This window comes from Micromonospora sp. WMMD1076, from assembly GCF_029581475.1.
Lineage (GTDB): Bacteria > Actinomycetota > Actinomycetes > Mycobacteriales > Micromonosporaceae > Micromonospora > Micromonospora aurantiaca.
In genome coordinates this window covers 2,437,901-2,453,791 of record NZ_CP120862.1, presented here as the reverse complement: position 1 = coordinate 2,453,791, position 15,891 = coordinate 2,437,901, and the positions used below count along the sequence as shown (strand labels likewise).

The following is a 15,891-nucleotide window of genomic DNA, read 5'->3' as shown; positions in this document are numbered from 1 at the left end:
CGCGGAGGAGTTCCGCGAGGGGAGCACCGGTCAGCAGCGGGGGACTGTGCCGCCGTAGATCGAGGACAGGTACGCGTGGCTGACGTAGTTGCCGCCGACCAGGCGGTACCACCTCGTCGTCGTGCGGTACGTGCCGGCGATCCGCTGCCCGGTCACGTAGCACTGCACCGGCACGTGGGCGTACGTGGCCGCCAGGCCCCGGCTCGCGTACGAGGTGCTCGCCCCGGCGCGCAGGTTCAGCGGCCCGGAGCCGACAACCGCGCGCGCCCCGCCGCCGGTCCACAGCAGCGTCACGTCCACCCAGGCGTTGTCGGTGAGCCGCAGCCCGTCCCAGAACGTCCCGTCGGCCAGGTCCAACCCGGCCGGGTTGCGGACGGTACGGCCGAACTGGTCGCGCCCGCCGTTGTAGCCGTTCTGGTACGCCGCCTGCGCCTCCGGCAACCCGCGCGGCAGGTCCTTCCAGTTCTCCCTGATCGACGCCGGGTTCCACCAGTCGTCGCGGGTGTTCCACGGGCCGACGTCCCACACCGGGGCGTACTCGCAGCGGCTGCCGTTCGTCGTGCAGACCTTGACCGTGTAGTCGCCGGTGTTCCGCGGGGACAGGCCGCGCCGGGTGGGCAGCGCCGCGAAGTGGTCCCGGGTACGCACCGTGTGCCCGTTGGCGGTGATGCCGCCGACCAGGCCGATCCGGGTCGCGTACACCCGGTATTCGAGGGCGGCGGCCGGCTGGACCGCCGTGGTGGCGACCCGGTCGGCGGCCAGGGTCAGGCCGGTGACTGTGGCCTCCGACGCGGCGTCGCTGGTGGTCAGCACGACGCGCGCCTGGACCCGGCTGACCGGTGCGTCGAAGACCGCCTCGGTGGCGTCGCGCCACTCGGTCCAGCCGCGTCCGCGCCAGCCGCGTACCTGGGCCACCGCCGTACCCCCGTCGCCGGTGCGGGCGGCGAACTGCGCGCGTACCCGGGTCGCGGGCCGGTCCAGGGTGCGCGACGCGGACAGCAGGATGCCCTCGGCGACCGGACCACCCACGGCGGCCGGGCGGGTGCGGGCGTTGGGACGGGGGTCGGCGAGCCGCAGGCGGCCGGACCGCCAGGCGACGTTGACGTCGTCGCCGCCGGCGACGGCGAGGTCGACGGACCAGCGTTCGGGGCCGGGTGCGGCGGCGCGGGCCGGTACGGCGGCGGGCGGGGGCGCGGCCGGCGCGGGCGTGCCGGGCAGTCCGGCGGCCACGGTGAGCAGGGCGGTCAGGGCGACGACGGTACGACGTCGTGAAGGTGCCATCAGCATTCTCCTCAGAACCTCCTGATCGTTGCGTTTCCGCAGATCAAGTGGAACCTCAGTACAAATAGCGACACATGCGAATTCTGCTCGGCCGGGGGACAATGGCGTGGTGCCCGAAGGCGACACCGTCTGGAACACCGCGCGCGTCCTGCAACGCGCGCTGGCCGGGGCCCGGCTCACCGGGTCCGACTTCCGCGTGCCACAGCTCGCCACCACCGACCTGACCGGCTGGACCGTGCGCGAGTCGGCCAGCCGCGGCAAGCACCTGCTGCTGCGCCTCACCGGCACCGACGCCGAGCCCTGGACGCTGCATTCGCACCTGCGGATGGACGGCGCCTGGCGGGCGTACGCCCCGGGTGAGCGCTGGAGCGGACGGCCGGCGCACCTGATCCGGGTGGTGCTCCGCTCCCCCGCCGCTGTCGCCGTCGGCTACCACCTGCACGAGCTGGCGCTGGTGCCGACGGCCGGCGAGGAGTCGCTCGTCGGCCACCTCGGCCCGGACCTGCTCGGCCGGGACTGGGACGCCGGCGAGGCGGTCCGCCGGCTCGCGGCCGAACCGGACCGCACGATCGGCGAGGCGCTGCTCGACCAGCGCAACCTGGCCGGGGTGGGCAACCTCTACAAGTGCGAGGTGCTGTTCCTGCGCGGCGTGTCGCCGTGGACGCCGGTAGGCGCGGTGCCGGACCTGCCGGGCACCGTCGCGCTGGCCCAGCGGCTGCTCGCGGCCAACCGGGGCCGCTGGACCCAGAGCACCACCGGGGTGCTGCAGCGGGGCGGCACCAGCTACGTCTACGGCCGCCGGGCGCAGCCGTGCCGTCGCTGCGGGACCGCCATCCGCAAGGAGGAACTGGGCGAACGGGTCACCTACTGGTGCCCGGCCTGCCAGCCGGGCGTGGAACTTCCACGAAACGCCCAAGATCGGCCGAGATAGGGACGATTGGGTACTTCCGCCTCACCCCTGTGACGTCGCATGCTGCGGTGGACCGCTCACGGATCGTCAGCAGCGCGTACGCCCGCCACGCCGGGGTGTCGGCCGGCGCGCCCCGACCCCGGGGAGAGCCATGGTGCTGTTCCGCCGCAGCCGGCCCGGACGCCCGGACCGCGCCGCCGTCGTCGCGTTCGTCGCCGAGGAGACCGTGCCCACCGGTGACCCGACGCCGGCCGATTCCGTCGCGCCCGCCGTTCCGGCCGCTCGCGGCGGCGACGAGGAACCGGGCGGCCCGGCGCCGGCGAGCCTGGACCCGGCCGCCGTCCCGCGCCTGTTCGGCCCGGTGCCGAACACCGCCGCCAGCCCGCTGCCCACGCTCGACCCGGACGGCCGCCCGGTCCCCGGCACCGGCATCCGCAAGTTCGTCGACGCGCTGCCGCTGCCCGGGCAGCCGGCCACCGCCGGGCTCGGCGCCCGCCTGCCCGTCGCCGTCCCGGACACCATCACCTGGCCGGGCTGCGACTACTACGAGATCGGCCTCCAGGAGTACGCACAACGCCTGCACCGCGACCTGCCTGCCACCCGGCTGCGCGGCTACCGCCAGCTCAACCTGGGCACCGACGCCTCCGGCCACAACACGGTCGGCCCGCCCGACCGCCCCTGGCACCTCGGCCCGATGATCGTGGCCCGGCGGGGCCGCCCGGTGCGGATCAAGTTCATCAACCAGCTCCCCACCGGACGAGCGGGGGAACTGTTCCTGCCCGTGGACGAGACGGTCGACGGCGCCGGAGCCGGGCCGCTCGACGGTCCCGCGCCGTACCCGCAGAACCGGGCCATACCGCACCTGTCCGGCGCGCGGACCGGCTGGATCAGCGCCGGCAACCCGTGGCAGTGGGTGACCCCGGCCGGCGAGATCACCCCGTACCCGATGGGTGTGGGTGTGACGCCGGTGCCGGACATGCCGCCGCCCGGCGCGGGCGCCACCACGCTGTACTTCCCGAACGACCAGAGCGGCCGGCTCATGTGGCTGCACGACAACACGCTCGGCCTGTCCCGGCTCACCGTCTACTCCGGGCAGATCGCGCTCTACCTGCTCACCGACCCGGCCGAGGAACGGCTCGTCGACGACGGCGTGCTGCCCGCCGACCAGCTTCCGCTGGTGATCGAGGACAAGACGTTCGTACCCGACGACGCGCAGCTCGCCGCCCAGGACCCCACCTGGGACCGGGACCGCTGGGGCGCCAAGGGCAGCCTGTGGCACCCGCACGTCTACCAGCCGCGGCAGAACCCGTACCGGCTCACCGGCACCAACCCGACCGGGCGCTGGGACTACGGGCCGTGGACCCACGACCCGGACGGCGGCGCCAGCCCGTGGGTCGCCCCGGTGCCGAACCCGCACCACGACCCCGACACCGACCCGGACGAGCCACCGCTGGTACCGGGCGTGCCGCACCCGTCGGCGGTCCCCGACGCGTACGGCGACACTCCGCTCGTCAACGGCGTCGCCTACCCGTACCTGGAGGTCGCGCCGCGGGCGTACCGGTTCCGGATCCTCAACGCCTGCGCGGACCGGGCGCTCAACCTCCAGCTCTACCGGGCCGCCTCCGACGCGCCGATGTGGGCCGACGACGGCAGCCCGGCCGACCCGGACGCCGGTGAGGTGCCGATGGTCGAGGCGGTCCGCGCCACCGGACGGCCCGCGTACTGGCCGGCGGACGGGCGCGACGGCGGCGTACCCGACCCGGCCGCCGCCGGACCCGAGATGATCCAGATCGGCAACGAGGGCGGCCTGCTCCCCGCTCCTGTGATGCGCACCAACCGACCGGTGGACTACCGGTACGACAGGCAGGACCCGACGGTGCTCAACGTGGACGGGCACGCGCTGCTGCTCGCCCCCGGCGAACGGGCCGACGTGGTGGTGGACTTCTCCACTGTGCCGCCGGGCAGCACGCTCATCCTCTACAACGACTGCCCCGCGCCGCTGCCCCGGTTCGACACCCGCTACGACCACCACACCGGCGCGCCCGACCGGACCGCCGCCGGTGGTCTGCCGCCGACCCGCCCCGGGTACGGCCCGAACACCCGTACGCTGCTCCAGATCCGGGTCACCGGCACCCCCGCCGAGCCGTACGACACGCGGCGGCTCGCCGAGCGGCTGCCCGGGGCGTACGCGCGCAGCCAGCCGCCGCCGATCGTGCCGCAACCCGCGTACGACGCCGCGATCGGCACCTCCACCCCGCGCCCGACGCTCGTCCCCGCGCGGGCCACCTCGGTCACGTTCACCCCGGCGGGCGCGACCGCCCCGGTCACGTTGCCGCTGGCGGTGAAGTCGGTCGGGCAGGTGTTCGAGGCCCGCCACGGCCGCGCGGTGGGCCGGCTCGGCGTCGGCCACCCGGTCGCCGGGCCGCTCGCCCCCGCCACGCTGCCGCTGGGTCCGGCCGACCCGGCCACCGAGGTGCTGCACGCCACCGACCCGGCCGTCGCTGTCGGCGCGCCCGGCGACGGCACGCAGCTCTGGCGGATCGTCGGCGACGCCCCGCGTACCCACCCGGTCCACATCGAGGGCTGCGACGTACAGCTCGTCAACCGGGTCGGCTGGGACGGCACGGTCCGCCCGCCGGACCCGGGCGAGCTGGGCTGGAAGGACACCGTCCGGGTCAACCCCCGGGAGGACGTCGTGGTGGCGCTGCGTCCCGTCCCGCCCACCCTGCCGTTCAAGATCGGCGACAGCGTACGGCTGCTCGACCCGGCCCGCCCGGCCGGCGCACGGCTGGACGCCGGCCCGGTCAGCCCGGTCGACGGCCGCCCCGCGGTCGTGGTCAACCAGCTGGTCAACCTCGGCTGGGAGTACCGCTGGCAGACCCGCTCGGCCGGACTACGTGACCAGGGTATGAGCCGACCGCTGGTCCTGCGCGTGGCACCCAAGGCGCCGACCGGGCTCACCGCCATCCCGGCGCCGGGCAGCGCCACCGCGCTTCCCGCCATCGCGCTGACCTGGACCGGCAACGGCAGCCGTCCCGTACCGACGAGCCACCGGCTGCAACGCGCCACCGACAGCACCTTCACCACCGGGCTGACCGAGATCACGGTGGCCGCCACCGCCACCCGGTACACCGACGCCACAGTCACCCCCGGCGTCACCTACCACTACCGGATCCGCGCCGAGAACGCGGTGAGCTGCTCGTCGTGGTCCAACGCCGTACCGGCGGCGGTGCACCTGGCCGCTCCGGCCCGGCTGACAGCGGTGCTGCCGCCGGCCGCGCCGCTGCGCGTGGCGCTGCGCTGGGCCAACCACTCCTTCGCGACAGGGGTGGACGTGCAGCGGGCCACGAACCCGACGTTCACCAGCGGTCCGGGCACCACAGCCATCGCCGTGGGCGAGTCCCACGTGGACCCGGCGGCCGCGCCGGACACCACGTACTACTACCGGGTACGCACGACGTACCTGGGTGCCGCCTCGCCCTGGTCGACGGTGGCCACTGTGACCACGCCGGCCCGGCCGGTCGCACCGACCGGGGTGAGCGTCACCGCGAGCGCGTCCGGGCCGGACACCGCCACCGTGACGGTGAGCTGGTCGGCGCCGACACCGGCCGGACCGGGTGCCGGGTTCATCGTGCAGCGCGCCACCGACGCCGCCTTCACCCGTGAACCGGCGACGTTCCACGTGACCGGCCGAGGCTTCACCAACACCGGCCTCGCGCAAGGCATGACCTACCACTACCGGGTACGCGCCACAAACGTCGTAGGCACCTCCCCCTGGACTCCCCCAGCCCGAACAACAACCCCCACCTGACCCTCCCTCCCCCCTCCCCTCCCGTCCCCTCCCCCCGCGCACGTGAGGTCGGCCCGGCCCGCCGGAACCCGGCGATCATGAAGTTGACGGCCGAAATGGAGATCGAAACTGCCGTCAACCTCATGATCGATCGCGTTGGTCGGGCGCGCCTGGGCGGTGATCAAGGGGTTTGTGTCGGATCCGGCTGTGGGGAGGACACAAACTCCTTGATCACCGGGCGGAGCCTGGCGGGGCGGAGCCTGGGGGGAGACGGCGGGACGAGGCGCGGGAAGGGGGCCGTCAGGGGGCGCGCAAGGGGGTTCGCAGTTCGGCCAGGGCCGAGGCTACGCCGTGCAGCAGGTCGGTGGCCTCGGTCAGGCGCGCGGCGGCCGGATGCTCCGTGTTCGGGCGGGCGTCCTCGGCCACGTAACCGGCGGCGGCCACCACCAGCCGCTCGTACGCGGCCACCCCGTCCTCCAACTGCGCCACCAGCGTCGCGTGTACCTCGTTCAGCGTGCTCTGCGGGGTCAGCTTCGCCGCGCGTTCCACGCTCGCCACCCGGGTCGCCAGCTCACGCAGTGAACGATCGGCTTCGGCCGCCTCCCGGACCGCCGGCTCGGCCAGTCCGGTCAGCCGTCCGGCCAGCCCGGCCAGGGTGAGCGCGGCCCGGTCCAGCCGGGCCCACGGCTCGGCCGCGGCGGTGCCGCGCAGCGCGAGGCGGGAGCGGACCCGGCGTACCTCGGCCACGACGCCCGGGCCGACGGGCAGCCGCTCGACGGCGGCGACCAGCCGGGCGCGGGAACGGGCGGCGGCCTCCGCCGGGTCCAGGGCGGGCGGGGGCGGCACGGCGGCCAGCGCCCGGTGGTCGACCCAGCGCCAGGCGGCCACCGCGATCGCGCTGCCCGCGGCACCGGCCCAGGCCGCGTCCGCCAGGCCGAGTCCGGCGTACGGGGTCAGCACCGCGGCGGCACCGCCGAGCCCTCCGGCCAGCACGCTCCACCGCCGCGCCGAGTTGCGAAGCCTGCGCAGCCTGCGGAAGTGCCGGGCCCGTTCGTCCGCCATCGTGTCCGCCCCTCCGTCAGCCGGTCGTGGTCTCCCCGGTGCCGCGTTCCCGGCTCATGCTGGCCCGGATCTCGTCGAGACGGGCTGCGGCTGCCGGGTCGGCCGGCTGCCCCACGGCGGGGGTCTCGGACCGGCTGCCGAGCTGCTCGCCGGCCATGCTCGACCGGATCTGCTCCAGTCTCGCCGATCCGGCCGAGTCGAGCGTGGCCTTCTGGATCTCCAGCATCCGGCCCTCGACCGAGTTGCCGGCCAGCTCGGCCCGGCCCATCGCGGTGGCGTAGCGGCGTTCGATCCGGTCGCGTACCTCGTCCAGCGAGGGGGTGTTGGCGGGCGCGGTGAGCGACGACATCGACTCCAGCGAGCGGGCCACGCTCTCCTGCATCTTGGCCTGCTCCAGCTGGCTGAGCAGCTTGGTGCGCTCGGCCAGCTTCTGCTGCAGGATCATCGAGTTGTTCTCGACCGCCTTGCGGGCCTGCGCGGCCGCGCCGAGCGCCTGGTCGTGCAGCGTCTTGAGGTCTTCCAGCGCCTGCTCGGCGGAGACCAGCTGGGTGGCCAGCATCTGGGCGGTCTGCTCGTAGCGCCCGGCCTCGGCCTCGTCACCCTTGCCCCGGGCCTGGTCGGCCACTGCGAGCGCCTGCCGCGCGTTGCCCTGGAGCTGTTCCACCTCGGTCATCTGCCGGGACAGCTTCATCTCCAGCTGGCGCTGGTTGCCGATCACCGCCGCCGCCTGCTGCACCAGCGCCTGGTGCTGGCGCTGCGCCTCCTCGACGGCCTGCTGGATCTGCACCTTCGGATCGGCGTGCTCGTCGATCTTCGCGCCGAAGAGCGCCATCAGGTACTTCCAACCCTTGACGAACGGGTTCGCCATCTCCGCCTTGTCCCCTCAGTAGCGTCGCGCCTACATGGTCCCAGCCGGACGCCACTCCGGCACCCGTACGCTCCTGATCAACAGTACGACCCGAACGCCAGCACTGCCCACGACGCGGCGGCCGGGCTCAGGCGGCGCAGACCACATCCCGCTCGGCGGGGCGTACGCGGGTGCTGCGCAGCGTGGCCTTGAGCGGCGAGTCCTGCCGGACCTGGACGGCGACCCCGCCGTCGGAGGTGACCTGCCGGACAGCGCGGTTGGTGGCCTTGCGCACGGCGGACGGGCCCACCGGGGCCGGCTCGACCCGCTCGTCGGTCACCGGCACCAGCACGCCGGGCATCTGCTCGGCCAGGGCGACGGTGTCGCTCACCTCGCGGAGCAGCTCGGACAGGCGGGCGCCGAGCGCGTCGCAGATCGCGGCCAGCAGCTCGCTGGAGGGTTCCTTCTGGCCGCGTTCGATCTCGGAGAGGTAGCCGAGGCTGACGTTGGCGGCGGAGGAGACCTCGCGGAGGGTGCGGTGCTGCCCTTGCCTGCGTGCTCGCAGCGCGTCACCGATCACCCGGCGTAGCAGGACCATCGCACCTCCCCCTGAACGGGACCACCATCCCCGGCCGGAACACGTCGCGCCGGACGCGGCGGACCGCTCCGGCGCCGACAGCGACCGCCGGAGCCTTCCCGCAACCGTACCCGTTGGTCGCCACGACGACATCCCACCCCGCCTTTGAAAATCCGGGCGGATCGACCGGTCCGGCGATCCCGCCGCCGGGCGTGCCGGCGCCGCGCGGGCTCAGCGGCGGCCGGCCCCCGCCGCCTCGGCGGCGTCGGCGTCGGCGGGGAGCCGGACGCGGTCGGCGAGCAGCCGCAGCGCCTCGTTCACCGCGGCCAAGCGGATGTGGTCGCGGCCGCCCTCGAGATCGAGCCGGCGCACCTCCGTGCCGTCCGGTCCGGCGACCGCCACGTAGACCAGGCCGACCGGCTTGCCGTCCTGCGGCTCCGGACCGGCCACGCCGGTGGTGGCCAGGCCCCAGTCCGCGCCGCAGCGCTGCCGTCCGCCCTCGGCCAGCGCCGCCGCCACGTCCGGGTCGACCGGGCCGCGGTCGGCCAGCAGGTCCTCCGGTACGCCGGCGAGCGTCGCCTTGAGTTCGGTGGCGTAGACCACCATGCCGCCCCGGTAGATCGAGCTGACCCCGGCGATCTCCACGATCGCGGCGGCGAGCAGGCCGCCGGTCAGCGACTCGACGGTGGCCAGCGTCTCGCCGCACTCGTGCAGGCGGTGCACCACGGCGGCCGCCGGGCTGCCGGCGGGCCGCTGGTCTCTCGCGTCGGTGTCCATGCCCGCCCCCATTTCCCGCCCCGCACCCGCTTACTCGTCCGCCGCCCGGACCGGCGGACCCGCGACCCGGGCCGACGGGCACTCCGCCCGGACCGACGGATCCGCCGCCCGGCTCAACGGGCCGGGCGGCGCAGCCGCAACGCCTGGGCGATGTAGTCGAACCCGGTGACCACGGTGACCACCACGGCCGCGCCCATGATCCACGGCCCGACCGCGGCGAGCGCCTCCGGCATCGGCCAGAGGTACCAGGTGATGGCCAGGATCTGCAGCGCCGTCTTGACCTTGCCGCCCCGGCTGGCGGCGATCACCCCGTGCCGGATCACCCAGAAGCGCAGCCCGGTGATGCCCAGCTCGCGGGCCAGGATCACCACAGTCACCCACCAGGGCAGCCGGTCGTAGAAGGAGAGCAGCACCAGGGCTGCGCCGGTGAGCGCCTTGTCGGCGATCGGGTCGGCCACCTTGCCCAGCGAGGTGACCAGTTCGTACCGGCGGGCGATCCAGCCGTCGACCAGGTCGGTCGCGGAGGCCACCACGAAGATCACGCAGGCGGCCGTCCGCCAGCCCGCGTTGCTCATGCCGGAGGCGATCACGGTGGCCACGAAGACCGGCACCAGCACCAGGCGCGCGCCGGTGAGCAGGTTCGCCGCGTTGAGCAGCGGTACGGGGGCAGCCGCCGTCGACTCCGCTCCCGTCATGTCCCGCATCGCCCCACGTGGCTTCCCCGCTCCATCAGGGCCCGCCGTCACCGTACCGCGCCGGGCGCCGCCGAGATCATCTCATCCGGTACGGCGACCAGGTCCACGCCCTCGGTCGCCGTCACCGTGGCCCGGACCAGGTCACCGGGGCGCAGCGCGGCCAGATCGACGCCACCGCCGACGGGCGCGACGAGCGTGGTCGAGCCGTCGACCTCGGGCGCCTGGTGAGCGGCCCGCCCCTCCACCACCCCGTCGGCGGTCGAGTCCACGAGCACCTCCACCGTCGCGCCGAGGCGCTCCTCGGCGCGCTGCGAGCAGAGTTCGTCGGCCAGCGCGCTGAGCTTGTCGTACCGCCGCTTGATCGTGGCGGCGGAGACCTTGCCGGTCAGGCCGGCGGCCTCGGTGCCGTCCTCGTCGCTGTAGTCGAACATGCCGATCGCGTCCAGCCGCGCCTCGGTCAGGAACCGGACCAGCTCGGCCACGTCCTGCTTCGTCTCGCCGGGGAAGCCGACGATGAAGTTGCTGCGCGCGCCCGCGTCCGGCGCCAGCGCGCGGGCGGAGGCGAGCAGTTCCAGGAACCGGTCGGTGGAGCCGAAGCGGCGCATCCGGCGCAGCACCGGCTCGCTGGAGTGCTGGAACGACAGGTCGAAGTACGCGGCCACACCCGGCGTGCTGGCGATCACCTCGACCAGGCCGGGCCGGGTCTCGGCGGGCTGGAGGTAGCTGGCGCGTACCCGCACGATCCCGTCGATCGCGGCGAGCTGCGGCAGCAGCTTCTCCAGCGCGCGGGGGTCGCCCAGGTCCTTGCCGTACGAGGTGGAGTTCTCGCTGACCAGCACCAGCTCCCGGACGCCGGTCTTGGCCAGCCACTCGGCCTCGGCGAGCAGCTCGTCCGGGGTACGGGAGACGAACGCGCCGCGGAACGCCGGGATGGCGCAGAACGCGCACCGCCTGTCGCAGCCGCTGGCGAGCTTCAGCGACGCCACCGGGCCGGTGTCGAGCCGGTGCCGCAGCACCTGCCGCAGGTGGGCCGGGGTGTGCGCGTCGGTCTCCGGGGCGACCCGCGCGGGGGTGCCGTGTCCGGGCAGCGACACCGCCGCGTCGCGGCGTTTCACCGGGGTCAGCGGCAGCAGCTCCCGCCGGTCGCGGGGGGTGTGCGCGCCGATCGCCTCGCCGGCGAGCACCGAGTCGAGGCGGGCGGCGATGTCCGGGTAGTCGTCGAAGCTCAGCACCGCCTGCGCCTCGGGGAGACTGTCGGCCAGCTCACGGCCGTACCGCTCGGCCATGCACCCGGCGGCGACGACCCTCGCGCCGGTGTCGGCGGCGGCCAGCAGCGTCTGGATCGAGTCCTGCTTGGCCTTCTCGACGAACCCGCACGTGTTCACCACCACCACGTCGGCGCCCTCGCCGTCGGTGGTGACCTGCCATCCGTCGGCGTGCAGCCGGGCGGCCAGTTCCTCCGAGTCGACCTCGTTACGTGCGCAGCCGAGGGTCAGCAGGGCGACGCGGCGCCCGTCGGATCGCGGGGTGGAGGAGGAGGCAGACACCATCCGAGGGTACCGGGCCGGTTCCGGACCGCCGCGCACCCGTCCGGCCGGGTCAGCGAGCGGGGGCGGCCACCCGGGCCAGCCGATCGAGGAGGAACACCTCCGTGCCGGCCAGGCCGGTGGAGCAGAAGACCGAGATCTGGTCCGCGCCGGTCCGGCCGGGAACCGCGCCGGCCAGCACCGCGCCCAGGTCGCGCAACCGCCCGGCGTACGGCTCGGCGGCGGCGAGCATCGGCGGGACGTACGCGGCGGCCTGCCCGGGTGAGTCGGTGACCAGCAGGTCGGCGGCGTCGAGCAGGTCCGGGCCGAACTCGTGCCGGTCGACCTGCTTGAAGCCGACGGTGTTGACGTGGGCGCCGGGGGCCAGGTCGGCGGCGTCGAGCACCGGGACGGTGCTGGTGGTGGCGAGCACCACGACGTCGCGGTCGCGTACCGCCGCGGCGGCCGAGCCGACGGCGCGGGCCGGCACGTTCAGCTCGGCGCGGACCCGCGCGGCGAACGCGTCCCGCCGGGCCGCCGAGCGGCTGAACACCGTCACCTCGCGCAGCGGCCGGACCGCCGCCGCGGCCCAGACCTGGGTCCACGCCTGCCGGCCGGACCCCACCACGCCGACCGTGGCGGCGTCCGCGCGGGCCAGGGCGTCCACCGCCACCCCACCGAGTCCTCCGGTACGCCGGGAGCCGAGTTCCTCGCCGACGGCGATGGCGCGTACCGCGCCGGTGGTCGCGTCGTGCAGCACGACGAGCTGACCGCTCTCCGGGTGGCCGAACGTGTCGTACGAGCGGAAGCCGTACCACTGCCCGGTGAGGTGACCGGCGGTGAGCACCATCCGGCCCCCGCCCAGCGGCGCGGACGCCCGGGGCGGGGCGATGAGCCGCCCGGCGTACGCGGCCAGCAGCGCGTCCCGCATGGCCGCGACGGTGAGCGGGGCGTCCACGGCGGCCGCGACGTCGTCGTCGGAGAAGAGCAGGGTCATGGCATCCATCCTGCAACTTGAAGTTGACGTCAACTCCACTGCTGGTGGCCTTTCTCACCACCCCGCCGACCCGGCCCGCCCGGTGCTACCGTCGGCCACGACGGCCCGTGGGCCGTCCCGGACGAGTGGTGGGCGTACCCGGTCAGGCCAAGACGCCCCGCGTGACCCGACCGTCGCCCGGCCCGCTCCGCGCCGGGCCCACCCGTCAGAGGTGATACCCATGGCCTGGATCGTGCTGGTGATCTCCGGACTCCTGGAGACCGTGTGGGCGATCGCGCTGGAACGCAGCGCCGGCTTCACCCGTCCGCTTCCCTCGGCCGTCTTCGCCGTCGCGCTGGTGGCCAGCATGGCCGGCCTGGCGTACGCGCTGCGCGACATCCCGGTCGGCACCGGCTACGCGCTGTGGGTCGGCATCGGCGCTGCGGGTACCGCGCTGGTCGGGATGCTCGCGCTCGGCGAACCGGTCAACCTGCCGCGCGTGGCCTGTCTGCTGCTGGTGGTGGTCGGCGTGATCGGGTTGAAGCTTTTCAGCTGATCGATGCCGCATCCGGTTTGGACCGTGCGGCGGCCGGGGTACCCGATCCTCCGCCGACACGTAGCGAGTCCACTCACGGAGGAAACCATGGCCGACATCCACGCCACCGCCCGCCCGCGCAGCAACGCCGCCCGCATCTGCACCATCGTCGCGTTCGTCTTCGCGGCCCTCGCGATCTTCGTGTCCCCGCTCATCTTCGGGGTCCTCGGCCTGGTCCTCGGCATCGTCGGTGCCGTCCTCGGTGACAAGCCGCTGGGCTGGTACGCCGCCGCCGCGAGCGTGGTCGGCGCGGTGATCGGCGCCGTGCTCGTCGCCGCGCTGCTCAACTGACCCGTGACGGACGACGGCGGCCACCACCCTCGGGGTGGGGCCGCCGTCGTCCGTTGCGGGACCGTCAGTCCTCGCCGCCGCGCAGGCCGGCCAGGACCTCCTCCAGCTCGTCCGGCTTGACCAGCACGTCGCGGGCCTTGGAGCCCTCGGACGGGCCGACCACGCCCCGGGTCTCCATCAGGTCCATCAGCCGGCCCGCCTTCGCGAAGCCGACCCGCAGCTTGCGCTGGAGCATCGAGGTCGACCCGAACTGCGAGGTGACCACCAGCTCGACCGCCTGCACGAGCAGGTCCAGGTCGTCGCCGATGTCCTCGTCGATCTTCTTCTTGCTGTCCTGCGCCGGGGCGAGCACGTCGGGGCGGAACTCCGGCTCGCGCTGGTCCTTGCAGAACTTCACCACGTCGGCGATCTCGCGCTCGGTGACCCAGGCGCCCTGGATGCGCTGCGGCTTCGACGCGCCCATCGGCAGGAACAGACCGTCGCCACGGCCGAGCAGCTTCTCCGCGCCGGGCTGGTCCAGGATGACCCGGGAGTCGGCGAGCGAGGAGGTGGCGAACGCGAGCCGGGACGGCACGTTCGCCTTGATCAGGCCGGTGACCACGTCGACCGAGGGCCGCTGGGTCGCGAGCACCAGGTGGATGCCGGCGGCCCGGGCGAGCTGGGTGATCCGGACGATGGAGTCCTCCACGTCGCGCGGCGCGACCATCATCAGGTCGGCCAGCTCGTCCACGATCACCAGCAGATACGGGTACGGCCGCATCTCCCGCTCGCTGCCCGGCGGCGCCTTGATCTCGCCGTTGCGGACCTTGCGGTTGAAGTCGTCGATGTGCCGGACCCCGTTGGCGGCGAGGTCGTCGTAGCGCATGTCCATCTCGCGGACGACCCACTCCAGCGAGTCGGCCGCCTTCTTCGGGTTGGTCACGATCGGCGTGACCAGGTGCGGGATGCCCTCGTAGCCGGTCATCTCGACCCGCTTCGGGTCGATCAGCAGCAGCCGCACCTCGTCCGGCGTGGCCCGGGTCAGGATGGAGACCAGCAGTGAGTTGAGGCAGGACGACTTGCCGGCGCCGGTCGCGCCCGCGATGAGAATGTGGGGCATCTTGGCGAGGTTGGCCACCACGTAGCCGCCCTCGATGTCCTTGCCGAGCGCCACCACCATCGGGTGGTGGTCGCTCGTCGCCTCGCGGGAGCGCAGCACGTCGCCGAGCGACACGTTCTCCGGGTCGGTGTTCGGGATCTCCACACCGACAGCGCTCTTGCCCGGGATCGGGCTGAGGATGCGCACGTCCGGCGACTTCACCGCGTACGCGATGTTGCGGGACAGCTGGGTGATCCGCTCGACCTTGACGCCCGGGCCCAGCTCCACCTCGTACCGGGTGACTGTCGGGCCGCGGGTGAAGCCGGTGACGGCGGCGTCCACGTCGAACTGCTCGAAGACGCCTGTGAGCGCCGCGATCACCTCGTCGTTGGCCTTGCTCCGGCTCTTCGGCTTGGCGCCGCCGCCGAGCAGGTTCGCCGGCGGCAGCGTGTAGTCGCCGGCGAGCCCGGTGAGCGCGAGCTGCTCGGCGCGGGTGGGCAGCGGCGAGTGCTCCGGCGGCTCGACCGGCTTGCGGTTCGCCGGCACCTTCGGCGGCTTGCGCGGCAGCACCAGCGTCTCCTGGAGGTCGACGCCTGCCAGCTCGTCGTCCGGGTCCAGCGGCTCCAGCGGCGGCGGCATCCGCTTCGCCGGCCGCTTGCGGGCCGGCTTCGCCGGCGCCTCGTCCTCGGTGAACTCCTCGTCGGCGTCCGCCCCGGCCGGGTCGGCGCGCAGGCCGAGCCGCTCCGGGATCTTGTTGATCGGCGTCGCGGTGACCACCAGCAGGCCGAACACCAGCAGCAGGAGCAGCAGCGGCATAGCCACCCAGGCGGTCACCGCGGACTTCAGCAGGTCGCCCACGCCCGCGCCGATCAGGCCGCCGGCGAAGTCACGCTGGACCTCGTCAACCGGGTTCTGCCCGATGTGCAGCATCGCGGCGGTCGCCAGCATCATCGAGCCCCAGCCGACCAGGCCGCGACCGCGGTGCTCGGGGTCGGCCGGGGTCCGCATCAGCCGCCACGCGCCGACCATGAACAGCACCGGGAGGATTATCGAGATGGCGCCGACGAACAGCCGTACGGTGTCGGCCAGGTGCCGGCCCACCGGCCCGGCGCCGCCGCCCCAGATGCCCACCGCGCTGAGGATGGCCAGGCCGAACAGCAGCAGCCCGGCGCCGTCGCGGCGGTGCTCCGGATCCAGCTCCCGGGTGGACGCGGCCTGCCGCCCGGCCGCCCGGAACGCCCAGCCCACCGAGTGGGCCAGTCCCATCCAGACGGCGCCCGCGGCCCGGCCGACGAACGCGGCCGGGCTCGGCCCGGTGGCCGGGCGCCGCCGCGCCGGTTTCCGCGCCGCCGCCTTCTTCGCCGGTTGACGGGCGCGGTTGTTCGTGGTGCCACGCGGCGACGCGCCGCGCCGCCGGCTCGCCTGAGAGGTACGGCCCGCCATAGAGTCACGGTAACGGCGTCACCCGGTGGATCGCCGCTTTTCC

At 74.3% G+C, this 15,891-nt stretch carries 13 protein-coding genes and 1 riboswitch; of the genes, 4 read left to right on the top strand and 9 right to left on the bottom strand.

From position 1 onward, the window contains the following. Positions 1-30: 30 nt before the first annotated feature. Positions 31-1,281, bottom strand: a complete 1,251-nt coding sequence (locus O7622_RS11975) for a hypothetical protein (protein ID WP_282313418.1) — start codon at positions 1,279-1,281, stop codon at positions 31-33. A 109-nt stretch (positions 1,282-1,390) separates the two neighbouring features. Here O7622_RS11975 and O7622_RS11970 point away from each other — a divergent pair, with 109 nt between their 5' ends. Both O7622_RS11970 and O7622_RS11965 read left to right on the top strand, forming a co-directional pair. Next, on the top strand, positions 1,391-2,212 hold the full coding sequence (locus O7622_RS11970; protein WP_282313417.1) for a DNA-formamidopyrimidine glycosylase family protein: 822 nt from the start codon (positions 1,391-1,393) through the stop codon (positions 2,210-2,212). Positions 2,213-2,342: 130 nt separating this feature from the next. Then, positions 2,343-6,002: a fibronectin type III domain-containing protein gene (locus O7622_RS11965; RefSeq protein ID WP_282313416.1), complete on the top strand. Its 3,660-nt coding sequence runs from the start codon at positions 2,343-2,345 to the stop codon at positions 6,000-6,002. A gap of 279 nt (positions 6,003-6,281) precedes the next feature. Here O7622_RS11965 and O7622_RS11960 read toward each other — a convergent pair whose 3' ends face one another. The 7 genes from O7622_RS11960 to O7622_RS11930 form a co-directional block, all read right to left on the bottom strand. Further along, a complete protein-coding gene (locus O7622_RS11960) occupies positions 6,282-7,043 on the bottom strand; it encodes a hypothetical protein (protein ID WP_013284703.1) in 762 nt (253 codons plus the stop codon). Between the two features lie 16 nt (positions 7,044-7,059). Further along, entirely contained in the window at positions 7,060-7,911 is an 852-nt protein-coding gene (locus tag O7622_RS11955; protein ID WP_269701309.1) for a PspA/IM30 family protein, read from the bottom strand. A gap of 127 nt (positions 7,912-8,038) precedes the next feature. After that, the gene (locus O7622_RS11950; protein WP_282313415.1) at positions 8,039-8,488 is read right to left on the bottom strand and encodes a helix-turn-helix transcriptional regulator; all 450 of its coding nucleotides are present in this window, start codon (positions 8,486-8,488) and stop codon (positions 8,039-8,041) included. A 210-nt stretch (positions 8,489-8,698) separates the two neighbouring features. Next, complete coding sequence (locus O7622_RS11945; RefSeq protein WP_282313414.1) at positions 8,699-9,244, bottom strand: CinA family protein; 546 nt, start codon at positions 9,242-9,244, stop codon at positions 8,699-8,701. A 113-nt stretch (positions 9,245-9,357) separates the two neighbouring features. Then, positions 9,358-9,939 carry a CDP-diacylglycerol--glycerol-3-phosphate 3-phosphatidyltransferase gene (pgsA, locus tag O7622_RS11940; RefSeq protein WP_282313413.1) on the bottom strand — a complete coding sequence of 194 codons (582 nt, stop codon included), beginning with the start codon at positions 9,937-9,939 and terminating at the stop codon, positions 9,358-9,360. A gap of 47 nt (positions 9,940-9,986) precedes the next feature. Next, positions 9,987-11,489 (bottom strand): 30S ribosomal protein S12 methylthiotransferase RimO, encoded by a 1,503-nt coding sequence (gene rimO, locus O7622_RS11935; protein WP_282313412.1) that lies wholly within the window; start codon positions 11,487-11,489, stop codon positions 9,987-9,989. Between the two features lie 49 nt (positions 11,490-11,538). After that, positions 11,539-12,462, bottom strand: a complete 924-nt coding sequence (locus tag O7622_RS11930) for an ornithine cyclodeaminase family protein (RefSeq protein ID WP_282313411.1) — start codon at positions 12,460-12,462, stop codon at positions 11,539-11,541. A 96-nt stretch (positions 12,463-12,558) separates the two neighbouring features. Then, a riboswitch (guanidine-III (ykkC-III) riboswitch) is annotated at positions 12,559-12,624 on the top strand. 58 nt (positions 12,625-12,682) lie between these two features. Here O7622_RS11930 and O7622_RS11925 point away from each other — a divergent pair. Next, positions 12,683-12,997 carry a multidrug efflux SMR transporter gene (locus tag O7622_RS11925; RefSeq protein ID WP_282313410.1) on the top strand — a complete coding sequence of 105 codons (315 nt, stop codon included), beginning with the start codon at positions 12,683-12,685 and terminating at the stop codon, positions 12,995-12,997. Between the two features lie 87 nt (positions 12,998-13,084). Then, positions 13,085-13,327 (top strand): hypothetical protein, encoded by a 243-nt coding sequence (locus O7622_RS11920; protein ID WP_282313409.1) that lies wholly within the window; start codon positions 13,085-13,087, stop codon positions 13,325-13,327. A gap of 64 nt (positions 13,328-13,391) precedes the next feature. Here the strand turns inward: O7622_RS11920 and O7622_RS11915 are convergent, their stop codons facing one another. Beyond that, a complete protein-coding gene (locus O7622_RS11915) occupies positions 13,392-15,848 on the bottom strand; it encodes a DNA translocase FtsK (RefSeq protein ID WP_282313408.1) in 2,457 nt (818 codons plus the stop codon). Positions 15,849-15,891: the final 43 nt, after the last annotated feature.

Bases quoted from the DNA above. Each gene is read 5' to 3' on its own strand.
- O7622_RS11975 (WP_282313418.1), bottom strand. From the start codon at position 1,281: ATGGCACCTTCACGACGTCGTACCGTCGTCGCCCTGACCGCCCTGCTC.
- O7622_RS11965 (WP_282313416.1), top strand. From the start codon at position 2,343: ATGGTGCTGTTCCGCCGCAGCCGGCCCGGACGCCCGGACCGCGCCGCC.
- O7622_RS11960 (WP_013284703.1), bottom strand. From the start codon at position 7,043: ATGGCGGACGAACGGGCCCGGCACTTCCGCAGGCTGCGCAGGCTTCGC.
- O7622_RS11955 (WP_269701309.1), bottom strand. From the start codon at position 7,911: ATGGCGAACCCGTTCGTCAAGGGTTGGAAGTACCTGATGGCGCTCTTC.
- O7622_RS11950 (WP_282313415.1), bottom strand. From the start codon at position 8,488: ATGGTCCTGCTACGCCGGGTGATCGGTGACGCGCTGCGAGCACGCAGG.
- O7622_RS11945 (WP_282313414.1), bottom strand. From the start codon at position 9,244: ATGGACACCGACGCGAGAGACCAGCGGCCCGCCGGCAGCCCGGCGGCC.
- pgsA (WP_282313413.1), bottom strand. From the start codon at position 9,939: ATGACGGGAGCGGAGTCGACGGCGGCTGCCCCCGTACCGCTGCTCAAC.
- rimO (WP_282313412.1), bottom strand. From the start codon at position 11,489: ATGGTGTCTGCCTCCTCCTCCACCCCGCGATCCGACGGGCGCCGCGTC.
- O7622_RS11930 (WP_282313411.1), bottom strand. From the start codon at position 12,462: ATGACCCTGCTCTTCTCCGACGACGACGTCGCGGCCGCCGTGGACGCC.
- O7622_RS11925 (WP_282313410.1), top strand. From the start codon at position 12,683: ATGGCCTGGATCGTGCTGGTGATCTCCGGACTCCTGGAGACCGTGTGG.
- O7622_RS11920 (WP_282313409.1), top strand. From the start codon at position 13,085: ATGGCCGACATCCACGCCACCGCCCGCCCGCGCAGCAACGCCGCCCGC.
- O7622_RS11915 (WP_282313408.1), bottom strand. From the start codon at position 15,848: ATGGCGGGCCGTACCTCTCAGGCGAGCCGGCGGCGCGGCGCGTCGCCG.